At 65.9% G+C, this 15740-nt stretch carries 17 protein-coding genes; 12 read left to right on the top strand and 5 right to left on the bottom strand.

Annotated elements, in window-relative coordinates:
• The first annotated feature begins 19 nt into the window (after window positions 1-19).
• Both ABIB58_RS11465 and ABIB58_RS11460 read left to right on the top strand, forming a co-directional pair.
• On the top strand, window positions 20-799 hold the full coding sequence (locus ABIB58_RS11465; RefSeq protein ID WP_354041000.1) for a tyrosine-protein phosphatase: 780 nt from the start codon (window positions 20-22) through the stop codon (window positions 797-799).
• On the top strand, window positions 796-2103 hold the full coding sequence (locus ABIB58_RS11460) for an anthranilate synthase component I family protein (protein ID WP_354040998.1): 1308 nt from the start codon (window positions 796-798) through the stop codon (window positions 2101-2103). Before ABIB58_RS11465 ends, ABIB58_RS11460 begins: the two co-directional genes overlap by 4 nt.
• A 2-nt stretch (window positions 2104-2105) precedes the next feature.
• Here ABIB58_RS11460 and ABIB58_RS11455 read toward each other — a convergent pair whose 3' ends face one another.
• Genes ABIB58_RS11455 through ABIB58_RS11445 form a run of 3 tightly spaced genes read right to left on the bottom strand, consistent with a single transcriptional unit; the run spans window position 2106 to window position 3611 of the window.
• A complete protein-coding gene (locus ABIB58_RS11455; RefSeq protein WP_354040996.1) occupies window positions 2106-2657 on the bottom strand; it encodes a TadE/TadG family type IV pilus assembly protein in 552 nt (183 codons plus the stop codon).
• Window positions 2647-3192, bottom strand: coding sequence for a TadE/TadG family type IV pilus assembly protein (locus tag ABIB58_RS11450; RefSeq protein ID WP_354040994.1), 546 nt, complete (start codon window positions 3190-3192; stop codon window positions 2647-2649). The genes ABIB58_RS11455 and ABIB58_RS11450 overlap by 11 nt, the downstream gene beginning before the upstream one ends.
• A gap of 8 nt (window positions 3193-3200) precedes the next feature.
• A complete protein-coding gene (locus ABIB58_RS11445) occupies window positions 3201-3611 on the bottom strand; it encodes a pilus assembly protein N-terminal domain-containing protein (protein WP_354040992.1) in 411 nt (136 codons plus the stop codon).
• A 237-nt stretch (window positions 3612-3848) separates the two neighbouring features.
• Here ABIB58_RS11445 and ABIB58_RS11440 point away from each other — a divergent pair, with 237 nt between their 5' ends.
• The 9 genes from ABIB58_RS11440 to ABIB58_RS11400 all read left to right on the top strand — a co-directional run bounded on the left by ABIB58_RS11440 (window position 3849) and on the right by ABIB58_RS11400 (window position 13163).
• Window positions 3849-4031: a Flp family type IVb pilin gene (locus ABIB58_RS11440; protein ID WP_354040990.1), complete on the top strand. Its 183-nt coding sequence runs from the start codon at window positions 3849-3851 to the stop codon at window positions 4029-4031.
• A 101-nt stretch (window positions 4032-4132) separates the two neighbouring features.
• Entirely contained in the window at window positions 4133-4651 is a 519-nt protein-coding gene (locus ABIB58_RS11435; protein ID WP_354040988.1) for an A24 family peptidase, read from the top strand.
• A gap of 118 nt (window positions 4652-4769) precedes the next feature.
• The gene (cpaB, locus tag ABIB58_RS11430) at window positions 4770-5687 is read left to right on the top strand and encodes a Flp pilus assembly protein CpaB (protein WP_185225269.1); all 918 of its coding nucleotides are present in this window, start codon (window positions 4770-4772) and stop codon (window positions 5685-5687) included.
• 11 nt (window positions 5688-5698) lie between these two features.
• Window positions 5699-7234, top strand: coding sequence for a type II and III secretion system protein family protein (locus ABIB58_RS11425; RefSeq protein ID WP_354040986.1), 1536 nt, complete (start codon window positions 5699-5701; stop codon window positions 7232-7234).
• Window positions 7235-7242: 8 nt separating this feature from the next.
• Window positions 7243-7920: a CpaD family pilus assembly protein gene (locus ABIB58_RS11420; RefSeq protein WP_354040984.1), complete on the top strand. Its 678-nt coding sequence runs from the start codon at window positions 7243-7245 to the stop codon at window positions 7918-7920.
• A gap of 3 nt (window positions 7921-7923) precedes the next feature.
• On the top strand, window positions 7924-9519 hold the full coding sequence (locus ABIB58_RS11415) for a CpaE/TadZ family protein (RefSeq protein WP_354040982.1): 1596 nt from the start codon (window positions 7924-7926) through the stop codon (window positions 9517-9519).
• A gap of 3 nt (window positions 9520-9522) precedes the next feature.
• Window positions 9523-11190 (top strand): TadA family conjugal transfer-associated ATPase, encoded by a 1668-nt coding sequence (locus tag ABIB58_RS11410; RefSeq protein ID WP_354040980.1) that lies wholly within the window; start codon window positions 9523-9525, stop codon window positions 11188-11190.
• A gap of 4 nt (window positions 11191-11194) precedes the next feature.
• Window positions 11195-12172, top strand: a complete 978-nt coding sequence (locus ABIB58_RS11405) for a type II secretion system F family protein (RefSeq protein ID WP_354040979.1) — start codon at window positions 11195-11197, stop codon at window positions 12170-12172.
• A 10-nt stretch (window positions 12173-12182) separates the two neighbouring features.
• On the top strand, window positions 12183-13163 hold the full coding sequence (locus tag ABIB58_RS11400) for a type II secretion system F family protein (RefSeq protein WP_354040977.1): 981 nt from the start codon (window positions 12183-12185) through the stop codon (window positions 13161-13163).
• Here ABIB58_RS11400 and ABIB58_RS11395 read toward each other — a convergent pair.
• Together ABIB58_RS11395 and ABIB58_RS11390 are read right to left on the bottom strand one after the other, a co-directional pair.
• On the bottom strand, window positions 13160-13594 hold the full coding sequence (locus ABIB58_RS11395) for an SRPBCC family protein (protein ID WP_354040975.1): 435 nt from the start codon (window positions 13592-13594) through the stop codon (window positions 13160-13162). The genes ABIB58_RS11400 and ABIB58_RS11395 overlap by 4 nt on opposite strands.
• A gap of 46 nt (window positions 13595-13640) precedes the next feature.
• Window positions 13641-13997, bottom strand: coding sequence for a hypothetical protein (locus ABIB58_RS11390; protein ID WP_354040973.1), 357 nt, complete (start codon window positions 13995-13997; stop codon window positions 13641-13643).
• 90 nt (window positions 13998-14087) lie between these two features.
• Between ABIB58_RS11390 and ABIB58_RS11385 the strand changes: the two genes are divergently transcribed.
• Window positions 14088-15389, top strand: a complete 1302-nt coding sequence (locus ABIB58_RS11385) for an amidohydrolase (protein ID WP_354040971.1) — start codon at window positions 14088-14090, stop codon at window positions 15387-15389.
• The last annotated feature ends 351 nt before the right edge of the window (window positions 15390-15740 follow it).

Genomic DNA, 15740 nt, shown 5'->3' with positions numbered 1-15740 from the left:
ATAGGCTAGAAGCGCGGTCATGACCGACCGCCTTCACGCCTTCGAGGCCATCGACAACTTTCGGGACTATGGCGACTACGCCACGGCGGCCGGGCGGCGCATAAAGCCCGGTCGACTGCTGCGTTCGGCCCACCACGCCCGGGCCAGCGAGGCGGACCTGGAGCGGCTGAAGGCGCTGGACATCGGAGCCGTGGTCGATCTGCGCCGCCCCGGCGAGCGCCGCGACCAGCCATCACGCCGGCCCGACGGCTTCAGCGGGCAGATCATCGAAGGCGGCGTGGACGACGGCGCCGAGGCGCCGCACATCACCTTTCTGAAGACCGCCGACCTGACGCCGGACTCCGGGCGGCGCTTCATGACCCAGACCTATCGCAGCCTGCCGTTCGACGCCTCGCATCAGGACGTGTTCGGCCGCTATTTCCAGGCCCTGGCGGATCAGGACCGGACGGTGGTGATCCATTGCGCGGCGGGCAAGGATCGGACGGGTTTTCTCGCCGCCCTGACCCACCACCTGCTGGGCGTGTCGCGCGACGACATGGTCGAGGACTATCTGCTGACCAACACCGCCGTCGATCTGGCGGGCCGGGCGCCCGGCATCGCCAGACAGTTGCACAAGATGACGGGTCGGGTCGCGTCGGACGACGCGATCGTGGCCTTCCTGAGGGTCGAGGCCGCCTATCTTGACGCCGCCTTCGCCGAGGTCGAGGCGCGGCACGGATCGGTGGACGCCTATCTGAGCGAGGCGCTGGGCGTCGATACGGCGCGTCGCGATCGGATCGTGGAGCGGCTGACCGCGTGAGCGAGGTTTTCAGCCACACCGTCACGCGCGACGCACCCTGGATCGATCCGGTCGCCGTGGCGGCGGGTCTCGGCGGCGGCGACGGCGCCTTGGCCCTGCTGTCGGACGGCGGGCCGGGCGGGAGCTGGTCCCACGTCGCCCAGACGCCGGACGTGGTGCGCGTCGGCCCTGTGGATGACGCCGCGCCGTTCGAGGCGCTGCGGGATCCGCTGTTCGCCGCCGGCGCCGTCGGTCTGGCCGCCTATGACGCGGGCGCCCGGCCGGCCACCGGACCGCGCGAGACGATCTGGCCCGACCTGATGCTGGCGCGCTATCCCGCCATGCTGAGTTTCGATCATCTTGAGCGCTCAGTGTGCGCCACAGGAAGAGGTGCGACGGCGGAGCAGGCGACGGCGGCGGCCGAGCGGGCCCTGACCTGGCTGGCGACGGCCGCGCCGGTCGTGACCCCCTCCGCGCCGGCCGACCGGTTCGAGGCCGAGGCGCCGGCAGGCGCCTATCGCGACGCGGTCGCGGATGTGGTGGAGCGCATCGGGGCGGGGGAGCTGTTTCAGGCCAATATCGCCCGGGCCTGGTTCGGGGAACTGAGCCCCGGCCGGGATCCGTTCGAGGTGTTCCTGCGGCTGCAAAAGGAGCGGGCGTCGCCGTTCGGGGCCTATTGGCGGGTCGGGGATCGGGCGCTGGTGTCGAACTCCCCCGAACTGTTTCTCGCCTTCGATCCCGCCAGCCGCCGCATCGAGGCGCGCCCGATCAAGGGCACGCGCGCGCGCGCGAACGACCCCGATCAGGACCAGGCCCTGGCGAGCGAGCTTCGGGCCAGCCTGAAGGATCGGGCGGAAAACCTGATGATCGTGGACCTGATGCGCAACGATCTGGCGCGTGTGTCACGGCCCGGATCGGTCCAGGTGGAGACGCTGTTTGAAGTCGAACACCATCCGACGGTGCATCATCTGGTCTCGACCGTGACGGGCGAGGCCCAGCCCGCAGCGGGTCCGGCCGAGTTGCTGGAGGCGACCTTCCCGCCCGGTTCGATCACCGGCGCGCCCAAACACCAGGCGATGAAGGTGATCGCCGCGCACGAGCCGCCGCGCGGTCCGTGGTGCGGGTCGTTGTTCCTGATCGGCGACGACGGCGCCTTGACCGCATCGGTGTTGATCCGAACCGCCGGTTTCGAACGGAACGACGGCTTATGGGGTTATCGCACGCTGGCGGGCGCCGGCATCGTCGCGGACAGCGATCCGGCAGCCGAGGAGGCCGAAACGGACGTCAAGATGTCAGCGATGCGACAGGCGCTGGTCGGCCTATAAGGCTAGCAATCAGTGCAGACGATCACGTCCGCAGTGCGAGGACGCAGATAGGCCATTCGCTTGAAGCGCGTGGCGGCGGGCGCGATCTGATCGAAAGGCGAATCGAAGTCGTAGTTGGCCTCGGCGATGATGACTGACTCGTTGGCGGCCAGCATGTCGGCGGGGATCTTCGCCTCCGCCACTGTCAACTTGTTTGCAATCCCATCCCCGATGCTCCAATCCACCCGGTAGCTGGTGGCGTCAACGCGGGTAACGCTGCTCACCCTCTGCTTCAGGGTTGCCGTGGCGAACGGCGACATGATGACATCGCCGATCGCGAAAACATCACCGATCTGGCTCTTGGTGATCTTGTCGTTCTGGGATGTCAGGTCTGCGACCATCGCCGCGACGTGGTCCGTCCGCTTCAGCGCCATATAGGCCTGACAGTATTCGACCATGCTGAAATACATGAGAATGAGGATCGGCGCGAGAAAGGCGAATTCAATCGCCGCGACGCCGCGCGTGTCGTGCGCCAGCATCCGCCAGTCAAAATCTCTGCCGGGCTTACGAAGCATTCCAAGGCTCGTTCTGGAAGGCGGTCGCTGTCGTCAGCAACACTTTGCCGGCGCCCACGCGCGACACGGCCTGGCTGACGAATGGCGTGGCGAGGGGATGAACATACCAGACACGCACCAGAATGATGTTGCCGGGCTTGCCGCCATTATAGATGGTCTTGGTGTCATCTACGCCGCCGTTCGCAATCGGATCGGTCGTGTCCGGCTTCGAGAACGCCGGGATGACCCGCACATCGACGGTGGCGCGGCTGGTGCAATCGCTCTTGAACAGGATCATGCGATTGCAAAGTTCGGTCTTGAACGCCGCCTTGTCGAACCCCTTCGCCTCGGCCTGTCCCGTTCGGATCAGGCGACCGCTCTCCATCGTCGCCGTTTCCAGAACGGAATCCAGAATGAAGACGACGCCCAGTTCCAGGATCGAAAAGATCATGAGGAAGAAGGGAATGGCGACCATGGCGAACTCGACCGCAGCCGCGCCTTCGCGTTTGCGCTTCGAGCGCGCCGGATGCGATGTCGATGATCTCCAGACCGGCATGACAGAAGTCAGGGCGCGGTCGAAGCGGTGGCGGCCGACGAGGATGAAGATCGGACGCTGGGCGTGCAGGAGGCGCCGCAGGCCATCTCAGTCGCCTGGGCGCCCCGCCAGACCCGAACCGAACCGGTCGAGCCGCCGGTCACCACGATCTCACGCTGGAAGAGGGTGCGGCCAACGCCGTCCACAGCGACCACCTCGGTGACGCCATAACCCTTGCCCACGATGAACATGGTGTTGGCGTCGACCAGAGAGACATCGGCGATCTGCGGGTTGCCGACAATGATCGAAGCGGCGGCGCCGCGAAGCTGAACGCGCGCCGAGCGATCGATCTCGACGTTCAGCGCACCGTCCTGGGCGGTGGCTGCAAACGGAGAGACGACGAGGGCGGCGGCGATCAGGAAGGATGGGATGCGAGACATCGGCGGCTCTTGATAGTGGCGCGTGCAGACGCGAACGCGCGCATGATGCAGCCGTGATCCTCAACAAAGGCTGAAGCGCAGGTATGAGAATTTTCTTTGGTAAATCCGTGCGTAACCAAACCTCGTGACTCAGATTTAACGGGCCTCGTGCATTTTGATCCTGCGTTTGGGGGTCAAGCGGGCTACCGGCTCCCCCCGCCAAGTTGCTCGCTAGACCATTTGAAAAAGGAACCACCCATGACCAAGTTCATTTCGCGCTTCGCCAAAGACGAATCGGGCGCCACCGCCATCGAATACGGCCTGATCGCCGCCCTGGTCGCCGTCGCCCTGATCACTGTGCTCACAACCATGAGCGGCCAGCTGAAGGCAACCTTCACCAAGGTTGAAACCGAACTGACCAAGGCGAACAACGCCAAATAACAACAGAACCTTCTGTCTGTTTCGAGGGCCGGGACGAAAGTCTCGGCCCTTTTCGCATTCCGGAAACCCAACCTTAAGTCCTGTCGGATAATATCTTAGCCATGGATATCTTGCTGCTCTTATCGCTCGGCGTCTTTCCGGCCCTGGTCATCGTCGGCGGTCTGCACGACCTGATCACGATGAAGATCCCCAACTGGATCTCGCTGGCCCTGATCGGCGCCTTCTTCCCCATCGCCTTTCTGATCGGCGCCGCGCCGATCGATGTCGCCGTCCATGTCGGCATCGGGTTCGCGGCCTTGCTGGTCGGCATGGGCATGTTCGCCGCCGGCTGGATCGGCGGAGGCGACGCCAAGCTGTTGGCCGCGAGCTGTCTGTGGATGGGGATGAGCGGCGTCGCGCCGTTCTTGGTCTACACCGGCATCGCGGGCGGCGCCTTCTGCCTGCTGCTGATGACCGCGCGTCAGTATTTTCCAATGGTCGCCCCGTCGGTGTCGCAGGGCTGGGTCATCACTCTGATGCAGCCCAAGGGCGATATTCCTTACGGCGTCGCCATCGCCATCGGCGCCCTGCTGGCCCTGCCCGAGAGCGGGCTGCTGCTGACCTTCGCCTCGGGTCGCTGACACCCCGTTGACCGGCGTTCGCGGCGCTTAGGAAGCGTTAACCCGCAAGGCCCATGATCGTTAACGGTAGGCGTCGGGGGATGAATCCGAAACACAGCGCCTGCTGGAGACATCCTGGATGAAGCCCGCCCGCATCGTCGTCATCTGCATCGCCGCCGTCTCGGCCATTGGTCTGGCCCTGGTGGTCCGGGCCATGGGGTCGTCGTCGAACGAACCCGCTGCACCCGCCGCCGCCGCGCCCGTCGAAGTCCGTCCGATGGCCAAGGTGCTGGTCGCCGCCAAAGACCTGGAACCCGGCAAGCGTCTGGTTGAGGCTGACCTCGAATGGAAAGATTGGCCCGTCGATGAAGTGAATCCCGTCTTCATCACCGATGGCTCCACCCCGGTTCCGGCCAAGCCCGCTGCGGAAAGCGCGGCAGAGAAGGCGACGGACGCCGTGAACCGCGTGACCAAAGCGGCGACGGAGCTGGCCACGACCGGCGCCAAGTCCGACTATATCGGCTCGGTGGTCCGCGAACCCATTCTGGCCGGAGAACCGATCGTGTCGCGCAAGATCGTGCGGGCCGGCGACAGCGGCTATCTGGCCGCCTATCTGGAGCCGGGCATGCGGGCGATGGCCATCGCCGTGACGGTGGAATCCGCCGCCGGCGGGTTCATCCTGCCGGGCGACCGCGTCGATGTGGTGCTGACCGCCGAAACCAACCGCGACGGCGCCGTCGAGGGGGCCACCAAGTCCAAGTTCGCCTCGGGCGTTGTGCTGCAGAACATCAAGGTCCTGGCCATCGACCAGGCCACCCGCGTCGGCGACGACGCCCAGGCCGTCGTGGGCGCCACCGCGACCCTGGAAGTCCGACCGCAGGACTCGGTGCTGCTGGCCCAGGCCAAGTCCGAGGGCGAATTGTCGCTGTCACTGCGATCCTATGCCGACACCGCCGGACCGTCCGGCGCCACGCGCCGCCCCGTTGCAGCCGTTTCCCAACCCCAGGCCGTGCGCATCTATCGCGGCGGCGCGCCGGAAGTGGTGGCCGTGCCATGAGGACCCAACCGATGCGCCGATCCACGATGCGCAAGGCCGCCGCCGCAGCCGCCTGCGCCCTGCTCGCCACCTTGGCCGCCGCCCCGGTCGGCGTCGCCCAGACCCGCGCCGCCGTATCGACGGGTGCGGCGCAGCGTCTGATCAATCTGCCGCGCGGCACCTCGTTCGCGGTGGATCTGCCCGCTGACGCGCGCGACGTGATCGTGTCCAATCCGCAGGTGGCCGAGGCCATGCTGCACTCGCCGCGCCGCATCACCGTCATCGGCATCGCGCCAGGAGAAACCGACGCCGTCTTCTTGGACGCAGCCGGCCGCACCATCCTGAGCCTGCGGGTTCGGGTGGACGCCGGCACCAGCGCGCTCCAGGACACTCTGGATCGCATGATCCCAGGGGGCGGCGTTAGGGCCGAGGCCGTCAACGACAGCATCATCCTGAGCGGGGTCGCCGAAAATCCGGCCCAATCGACCCAGGCCAGCCGCATCGCCGCCGCCTTCGTTTCGGCGCCGGAAAAGGTTCTGAACCTGATTACCGTGCCGGGCTCGGATCAGGTGACCTTGAAGGTGCGTGTGGTCGAGGTGCAGCGCAATGTCATCAAGCAACTGGGCTTCAATACCTCGGCGGTGCTGGGGCAGTTGGGTGATGCACAGTGGCTCTTGGGCAATGCGGCGACGTGGGGCGTCAACGGCGCCTTGTTGGGCGGCATAAGCGCCGGAACGTCGATCGACACGACGAAGAATTATCAGATGCAGCGTCCCTGCATTGGCCCGGGCTGGCAGCCCGGTGCCCTGTGCCCGTTCACGGTCAAAGGCCCGGAGGATTCTGTTAACTGGGATACCGCGCAACCCGGCACGGGCCCTGGCTCGGATGGGCTGAACAAGGGCGAGGCTACGCTGAAGGCGTTTGAGCGTGTGGGCCTGCTGCGCACCTTGGCCGAGCCAAACCTCACTTCGGTCAACGGCGAGGCCGCAAGCTTCCTGGCCGGGGGCGAGTTCCCCGTGCCGGCCAGCCGCGATTCGCAGGGCCAGATCACCGTCCAGTACAAGCCCTATGGGGTCGGCCTGTCTTTCCGCCCGGTGGTTCTGTCCGGAGGTCGCATCAGCCTGCAGGTCAAGGTGGAGGTTTCGGAACTGTCCTCCCAAGGCGGCCTGACGATTGGCGCGGGAACGGCTTCGTCGATCACCCTGCCAGGTCTGACGGTACGTCGCAGCGAAAACACCATAGAAATCCCTTCGGGTGGATCGATGATGATCGCCGGCCTGCTTCAGGAAAACAGCCGACAGACGGTGGACTCCCTGCCGGGGGTCACGAACCTGCCGGTGCTTGGATCGCTGTTCCGCTCGCGCGACTATCTGATGGGCGAGACCGAACTGGTCGTCATCGTCGAACCCTATATCGTCAGTCCGACCTCGCCGGATCGGATGCAGACGCCGGCCGATGGCCTGCGGATCGCCGAGGACAGCCAGACCATTCTCTTTGGCCAGTTGAACCAGGTCTACGGGCTGCCGAATGCGCCCCCGGCCGGTTCGGTTGGCTATGTGATCGAGTGAGCACATTCATGACTCGCACTCTGATTGCCACGCTTCTGACGACCACGGTCCTGGCGCTGGGCGCCTGCGTCGGCGGCCCCGCCAGCCTGGGCGGCGAGCCGCCGCTGACGCCGACCTCGCGCTATCAGCTTCAGGTCGAACCCGATCTGGACCGGATCGCCCTCGCGGTTCACGAAACCGGTCTGTCGCCGGCGCAACACGGCGCGCTGCAGGAATTGGTCAGCCGCTATCGCTACGTCGATGCCGTGCCGATGGTCATCGAAGCTCCGGCCGGAAATGATCCGGTGGCGCTGAAGACCGCCTATGACGTTCAATCGGCCCTGGCAGCTTATGGCGTATCGCCGGACCGGATCACGCTCGTCAGTTACGCCGCGCCGGATCCGCGCGCGCCTGTGGTCGTGGGCTATCAAACGATCCGTGCGGCGGTGCCGCGGTGCGGCGCGAACTGGGGCAATCTGAGCCGGACCAGCGACAATCAGTCGGCATCGAACTTCGGATGCGCCGTGACGGCCAATCTGGCGGCTCAGATCGAGGATCCGCGCGACATCCAGCGGCCACGCGCCATGACGCCGACGGACGCCGGGCGCCGTACCGTGGTGTTCGATGCCTATCGCGGCGGCAAGCCGACGTCGGCAGAGCGTGAAGACCTGATCCGGGATACCGCCGTGTCCCGCGCGGTGAACTGACCCATGAGCACAGCCCCCGCCCCCCGCGAGTTCGACACCTTCGACGACGCGTTCGATGTCGATATGGAGTTCGCGCCCCCGATTGACGAAGCCGTCGCGACACGTACGCCGCTTCAGTTCACGGCCGCGCCGTCGGCGCAACCGGCCGGGACGGCGCCTCAGCCCCAAACGCCGCTCCACACTACGCTCCAGGCCGCGCCTCTGGCGCCGGTTCCGGCCGGGCCGGCCTATACGCCCGACGCCGGCTTCAATCCCGTCGGCGACGTGGTGGCTCAGGCGCAGGCCAGTCTGATGGATACTGGTCTGGCCTTCACCGGTCTGGCCCCGGCCAGCAACATCGGCGAAGTGTCGGTGCCGCGCATCGCCATCCATGTCTTCGCCGAACGGCAGGACACCCTGGCCTCGGCCGAGCGGGCGGCCCAGGACCGGCGCCTGTCGCGCGCCACGACCCAGATCCGTGTCGGCGGCGTGGCTGCGGCCGTCGAAAACTATCAGCATGAGCCGACGCCGCCGCTGATCATCGTCGAGTGCCTGAAAGACCCCCAAACGCTGTTGTGGGAAGTCGATCAGTTGGCCGAGGTCTGCGACGCCGGCACGAAGGTCGTGGTGATCGGCGCGACGAACGACATCATCCTGTTCCGCGAGCTGATGCGGCGCGGCGTCAGTGAATATCTGGTCGCGCCGGTACAGCCGCTGCAACTGATTGCGGCCATCGGCGGTCTGTTCAACGATCCGGCCCAGCCCTTCGTCGGGCGCACCATCGCCTTCGTCGGCGCGCGGGGCGGGGCGGGAGCCTCGGCCGTGGCGCACAACACCGCCTATGCGATTTCCGAGCGGATCGGCGCCAATACGGTCATCGTCGACTACGACCTGCCGTTCGGCACCGCCGGCCTGGATTTCAACCAGGATCCGCTGAATGGCGTCGCCGATGCCCTGGGCCAGCCCGACCGGCTGGATTCGACGCTGCTGGACCGGATGATGGTCCGCTGCACCGACAAGTTGAGCCTGTTTGCGGCGCCCGCCAGCTTGGACACGGACTGGGACATCTCGACCGAGGCGTTCGAGGAGGTCACCAACCAGATCCGCGCCACGGCCCCCTTCGTCGTGCTGGACCTTCCGCATCTGTGGTCGCCGTGGATGCGCCGCACCTTGATCAGCGCCGACGAGGTGGTGGTCGTGGCCACGCCGGACCTGGCGTCCCTGCGCAACGCCAAGAACATGATTGACCTGATCCGTCAGGGCCGCCCCAATGACGCGCCGCCGCGACTGGTGCTGAACCAGGTCGGCGTGCCGGGTCGCCCCGAGATCCCGGCCAAGGACTTCGGGGCGGCGCTCGGCGTGCATCCCAGCCTGATCATTCCGTTCGACGCCAAGACCTTTGGCGCGGCCGCCAACAACGGCCAGATGATCCTGGACGCCGGCGCCAAGACCAAGTCGGCCGAGGCCTTCCAGACCCTGGCCCAGATCGTGTCGCGCCGCGAACTGCCGATGGTGGCGGGACCCAAGGCCAAGCCGGCGAAGGCGGGCAAGGCCGAGAAGACCAAACCGGCGGATGGGGCGTCGAAATCCCTTTTCGCCAATATGTTCAAGAAGCGCTGACGCATGTTTGGCAAACGCACAGGTCAGCCCGGAGCCGCCCCTGCGCCCCTGCGGCCGGCCCCGGCCCCCGCGCCGGCATCCGCGCCCGGCGGCGAACCTGTGTCCGTGTTCAGCATGCAGCCAGCCGCTGCGCCGATGGCGGCGGCGACCAACGCATCGGCCTTTGCCTATGCCGACGAGGATCTGGAACCGGCGGCCGACGCCTTCGACCGCGCGTCTGCCCCGACCCAGCCTGCGCCAGCCGATCGTCTGGACGCCCTGGCCTCGCGTCCCAAGCCCAAGCCGGCGCCTGAAGCGCCGCGTCCCACCGGCAATGTCGCCGGCACGGGCCCCAAGGCCACGGCGGGTCTTGAACAGCTAAAGAAGGCTCAAGCGGTCGCCGAGATCGTCCGGGAACAGAGCGACTATTATCACGCGACGAAGACGACGATCTTCAACGCGTTGATGAACACTATCGACCTGGCCCAACTGGCGCATCTGGACCAGAAGGCGGCGTCGGAAGAGATCCGTGACATCGTCGCTGAACTGGTGGCGATCAAGAACGTCTCCATGTCGGTCGCCGAGCAGGAGCATCTGGTTCAGGACATCGTCAACGACGTCCTGGGCTATGGTCCGCTGGAGCCGCTGCTGAGCCGCGACGACATCGCCGACATCATGGTCAATGGCGCGGGCCGTGTCTTCATCGAGGTCGCGGGCAAGGTCCAGCTGACCAATGTGCGTTTCCGCGACAACACCCAGCTGATGAACATCTGCCAGCGGATCGTGAGCCAGGTCGGCCGCCGCGTGGATGAATCGAGCCCCATCTGCGACGCCCGCTTGCCGGACGGCTCGCGCGTCAACGTCATCGCCCCGCCGCTGGCCATCGATGGCCCGACGCTGACGATCCGCAAGTTCAAGAAAGACAAGCTGACGATGAAGAATCTGGTGGAGTACGCCTCCATCAGTCCCGAGGGCGCGCGTGTCCTGGGCGTTATCGGCGCGTCGCGATGCAATCTGGTCATCTCGGGCGGCACCGGCTCGGGCAAGACGACCCTGCTGAACACCCTGACGGCCTTCATCGACCCGACCGAGCGGGTCATCACCTGCGAGGACGCCGCCGAGCTGCAGCTCCAGCAGCCGCACGTCGTGCGTCTGGAAACCCGCCCGCCGAACCTGGAAGGCCAGGGCACGATCACGATGCGGGATCTGGTCAAGAACTGCCTGCGGATGCGTCCCGAGCGGATCATCGTCGGCGAGGTGCGCGGACCCGAGGCGTTCGACCTGTTGCAGGCCATGAACACGGGCCACGACGGCTCGATGGGCACGCTGCACGCCAACAGCCCGCGCGAAGCCATCAGCCGGATGGAGTCCATGATCACCATGGGCGGCTACGGCCTGCCGTCCAAGACGATTCGCGAGATGATCGTCGGCTCGGTCGACGTCATCATCCAGGCCGCCCGCCTGCGCGACGGTTCTCGCCGCATCACCCACATCACCGAGGTCGTGGGCCTGGAAGGCGATGTGATCGTGACCCAGGACCTGTTTGTCTACGACATCACTGGCGAGGACGAGAACGGCAAGATCATCGGCCGTCACCGCTCGACCGGCATCGCCCGTCCCCGCTTCTGGGACCGCGCCCGATACTACGGGCTGGAGCGCGAGCTGGCCGACGCCCTGGACGCGGCGGAGTAGGACGATGCTTCCGATTCTCGCCGCCGTTCTGGCCTTCATCACTATCGGCGGACTGGGCTGGGTCTTCGTCGGTGGAGACGATTCGTCGGCCCAGGCCGTCAAGCGCGCGCAAAGCTTGGGCGAACCCAAGAAGAGCGCCGCGATCGCCCGCAAGGCCGCTGCCGCCAATACGCCCGAGGCACGCCGCAAGCAGATCCTGATTCAGCTGCAGGATGCCGACCGCCGTGAGCGCAAGGCGCGCACGACCCTGGCGTCGCGCCTGAAACAGGCCGGGCTGAGCCTGAGCGTGACGACCTTCTACATCATCTCGGCCGTGGTCGGGCTGGTAACCGGCCTCGGCGCGCTGATCTTCGGATTGCCGATCCTGGTGGTCATCGGCATCGCCCTGGTCTTCGGTCTGGGACTGCCGCGCTGGATCGTGGGTTTCCTCGGCAAGTCGCGGATGAAGAAGTTCTCGTTGGAGTTCCCCAACGCCGTCGACGTGATCGTGCGCGGCATCAAGTCGGGCCTGCCGGTCCACGAATGTTTCAAGATCATCGCCCGCGAGAGCCCGGCGCCGCTGGGGCCGGAGTTTCAGACGCTGGTCGAGGGCCTGGGCGTCGGCCTGACCCTGGAGCAGGCGTTGGAGAAGATGTACGGCCGGATGCCGACGTCCGAACTGCGCTTCTTCACCATCGTCATCGCCATCCAGCAGAAAACCGGCGGCAATCTGGCCGAGGCGCTGGGCAATCTGTCGGCCGTGCTGCGCGCTCGTCGCATGATGGGCGAGAAGATCAAGGCTTTGTCGTCCGAAGCCCTGGCCTCGGCCGGCATCATCGCCTCCCTGCCGCCGGCGGTCATGACGATGGTCATGTTCACCACCCCCTCTTACATGATGCCGCTGTTCACCGATTTCCGCGGCAACTTCATGCTGCTGATGGCGGCGCTGCTGATGGCGACCGGCATCTTCGTGATGAAACGCATGATCTCGTTCAAGTTCTGAGGCCGGGATCATGGAAAGCTTTATCCGTTTCATCACCGACCCGCAGAACCTGCTTAGCATCGGCGTGGGTGTGCTGGTCTTCGCCACGGTCGTCACCCTGTTGTCGTCGATGACGGGCGGGGTTGCGCTAGACAAGCGAATGAAGGCGGTTGCGGAACGCCGCGACGACCTGAAACGCCGGTCACGCGCGAACATGGCCGGCGGTCAGGGGGCGCTGCGTCACACCGACGACGGGTTCAAGAAGCGGATTGTAGATCGGCTGAATCTGTCCAAGCTGCTGGAAGATCCCAAGGTCGCGGGGCAGATGGTGCAGGCCGGTTATCGCGGACCGCGTCCGCTGACGACCTTCTACTTCTTCCGCTTCACTTCGCCCTTCATCTTCATGATCGTGGCGGCCTTCTATCTGTTCGTGATCAAGGTCGTGGACTGGCCCACGATGAACAAGGTGACCGCGACGATGGCGGCGGCGGTGGCCGGCTTCTATGCGCCGAACCTGTATCTGAAGAACCGCATCGACAAGCGTCGCACCTCGATCATGCAGGCTTTTCCAGATGCGCTGGACCTGCTGCTGATCTGCGTCGAGGCGGGCATGTCGATCGAGGCGGCGATCACCAAGGTGAGTCAGGAAATGGGGCCGTCGTCGATCGATCTGGCCGAAGAACTGTCGCTGCTGTCGGCTGAGCTCAGCTATCTGCCTGATCGCCGCATGGCCTACGAAAACCTAGGCAAGCGCACCAACCACCCGGGCGTGAAGTCGGTCGCGACCGCCATGACGCAGGCCGAGACCTATGGCACGCCGCTGGCCACCGCTTTGCGCGTCATGGCCAAAGAAAATCGCGATTTGCGGATGTCCGCCGCAGAGAAAAAGGCCTCGGCCCTGCCGGCCAAACTGACCGTGCCGATGATCCTGTTCTTCCTGCCGGTCCTGTTCATCGTCATCCTGGGTCCGGCGATCCTGAACGTCATCGACATGATGAAGGACGGGCGCTAGGCGCGCTCCGCCGCCGCCTTCAACCCATGGGCGGCGCTTTCGAACGCCGCCTTGATCGCCGGGCGATGCTTGTCATGGAACAGCTCGCCGCGAATGCCCGAGAAGCGGATGCCGATGGCGACGATGCAGTTGCCGGGCGCCAGCTCCTCGATCTGGATGTAACGCAGGCTCTGGAACAGGAATCCGCGCCTTTCGGCCCAGACCAGCCGTGCGCGTGGCTGCCATTCCACCACCTGGGCCGCCGCATGGCGTTCGGCCAGGCCAGGCCACGCCTCGATCATGCTCAGCCGACCGCCATAGGCGATGGCGCCCGACACGTCTCTGTCGATCGGATTCCAGGCGCCCCAGCCGGACAGGTCCGCGACCAAATCCCAGATGCGGTCTGAGGTCGCCTGAACGCCGACGCGTTTTTCTATACGAGTGTCATCCATGATTTCGCTGTGACACGGCTGGCCGACGGAAGAAAGGCGCCGAGCCTCAGTCGGCCCCGTCGATCCGCTTCAACCGCCGCCCGTCATCCAGCGCGAGCCGCGTCTTGACCTCGAACAGGTCGGCGCCGGCGGGAATGATCAGCAGCTTCTTGGGCTGGGCCGTGTTGACGGCGACGACGGCGCCCTTGGGACAGATGTCGAAACAGTCGGCGCCGACCACGGTCAGCTCACCCTTGCGACCCTGTTTGCCCTTCTTCAGGTGCAGATATTTGCGCAACGCCTTCTTCAGCGTCAGATCGCCGCCGGGGCCGAAACCGCCGTCCAGCTTTTTCGAACATTTGCGGCAGACCAGAACGACGTCGCGCCATTCGGTCTTTGCGCTCTTGAAGGCCTTCTCACCCATGCGGACAGAAATCGGCGTTCGCGACGGCTTGCACAAGCGGGTGCGGCGCCGTCACCTGTCGTCGGGCTGAAAATTTCACGGGACCTTCACATGCGCCGACTGTTCGCCGCCTCCACACTCGCGCTGTTGCTTGCCGCCGGCGCCGCTCAGGCTCAGGTCGATACGGCCAGCGTGGACGCCGCCGTGCAGCGCGTCATGCCAGAGGTCGTCGCCTGGCGGCGCGACTTTCACCAGCATCCCGAACTGGGGTTTGCCGAGACCCGCTCAGCCGGCGTGATCGCCGAGCATCTGCGGTCGCTGGGGCTGGAGGTCCGCACCGGGGTCGGCAAGACGGGCGTGATCGGCGTGCTGCGCGGCGCAAGGCCGGGCCGGACGGTGGCCCTGCGCGCCGACATGGACGCCCTGCCGGTGCAGGAGGCGACGGGCCTGGACTTCGCCTCGAGCGCGACCGGGACCTATATGGGCAACACCGTGCCGGTGGCCCACGCCTGCGGCCACGACATGCATATGGCCATGCTGATGGGCGCGGCCGAGGTGCTGGCGGGGATGAAGGACCGGATCGCCGGCACGGTGGTCTTCGTCTTCCAGCCGGCCGAGGAGGGCGCGCCTCCGGGAGAGCCCAAGGGCGGCGCGGCCCTGATGATCGCCGAAGGGGCGCTGAACGATCCCAAGCCCGAGGCCATCTTCGGCCTGCACGTCGTGCCGGGCCGTCCGGGTAGCGTCTTCTATCGGCCCGAGGGGTTCATGGCCGCCTCCGACCGCGTGGACATCCGCCTGAAGGGCAAGCAGACGCACGGCGCCTGGCCCTGGCGCGGGGTCGATGTGATCGCGGTGGCGGGCCAGGTGGTCGAGACGGTCAACACTCTGACGGCGCGCACGGTCGATCCGACCACGACCCCGACCGTCTTCACCATCGCCACGATCAACGCCGGCGTCCGCTACAACATCATCCCCGACAGTGCGACGCTGTCAGGCACCCTGCGCACCTTCGATACGGCCCAGCGCGACGCCCTGGTCGCCCGCGCTGAGACCGCCATCGACCATGTCGCCGAGGCTTACGGCGCCATCGCCGAGTTCGGCGTCAAACAGAACGCGGCCCTGGTGTTCAACGACCCCGGCCTGTCCGCCTGGCTGGCCCCGGTCCTGACCGAGGCGGCGGGCGCGGGGAACGTCAACCCCGCCACGCCTCCGACCACGGTGGCCGAGGACTTCAGCTATTTTCAGCAGGTCATCCCCGGCGTCTTCTACCATCTCGGGGCCAGTCCTGACGGCGTCGATCCCGCCACCTCCGCGCCCAACCATTCGCCGGAATTCTCGCCGAACGAGAAGGTCTTGCCGCTGGGCGTGAAGACGCATGTGCTGACGGCATTGCGGTTCTTGGAGCGGAGTTAGGCGATGGCGATTGCAGCGTCCGGAGATGTCGAAAACCGACCTTTATTGGACATCACAAGGCCTCTCACAGAGCGCCTCAGCTTCAGCCAATAGTTGCCGAAGCTGCTGAATGTCAGCTTTCATCGGCTCAGTTCGAGTGGCCCGCTGGCGGATGCTTTCAAGCGCTCGATCTTTGATCGTGACGCTTGTGAAGTCGTCCCAATCCCAATCGCCGCCAGTGCCTTCGATGAAGTCCCGTAGATATCGGGCAACGTCTTGCGGTGTGCGTTGTGCTTTCCACATGCTGATAGATTTGCATCCGGGAGGTCAGCTATCCACCCATTTCGGGCTTATCGGCGGGTCCGGTTTGAG

The organism is Brevundimonas sp. UYEF29 (assembly GCF_040546195.1).
GTDB lineage: Bacteria > Pseudomonadota > Alphaproteobacteria > Caulobacterales > Caulobacteraceae > Brevundimonas > Brevundimonas huaxiensis.
This window is presented reverse-complemented; position numbering and strand designations above follow the sequence as displayed.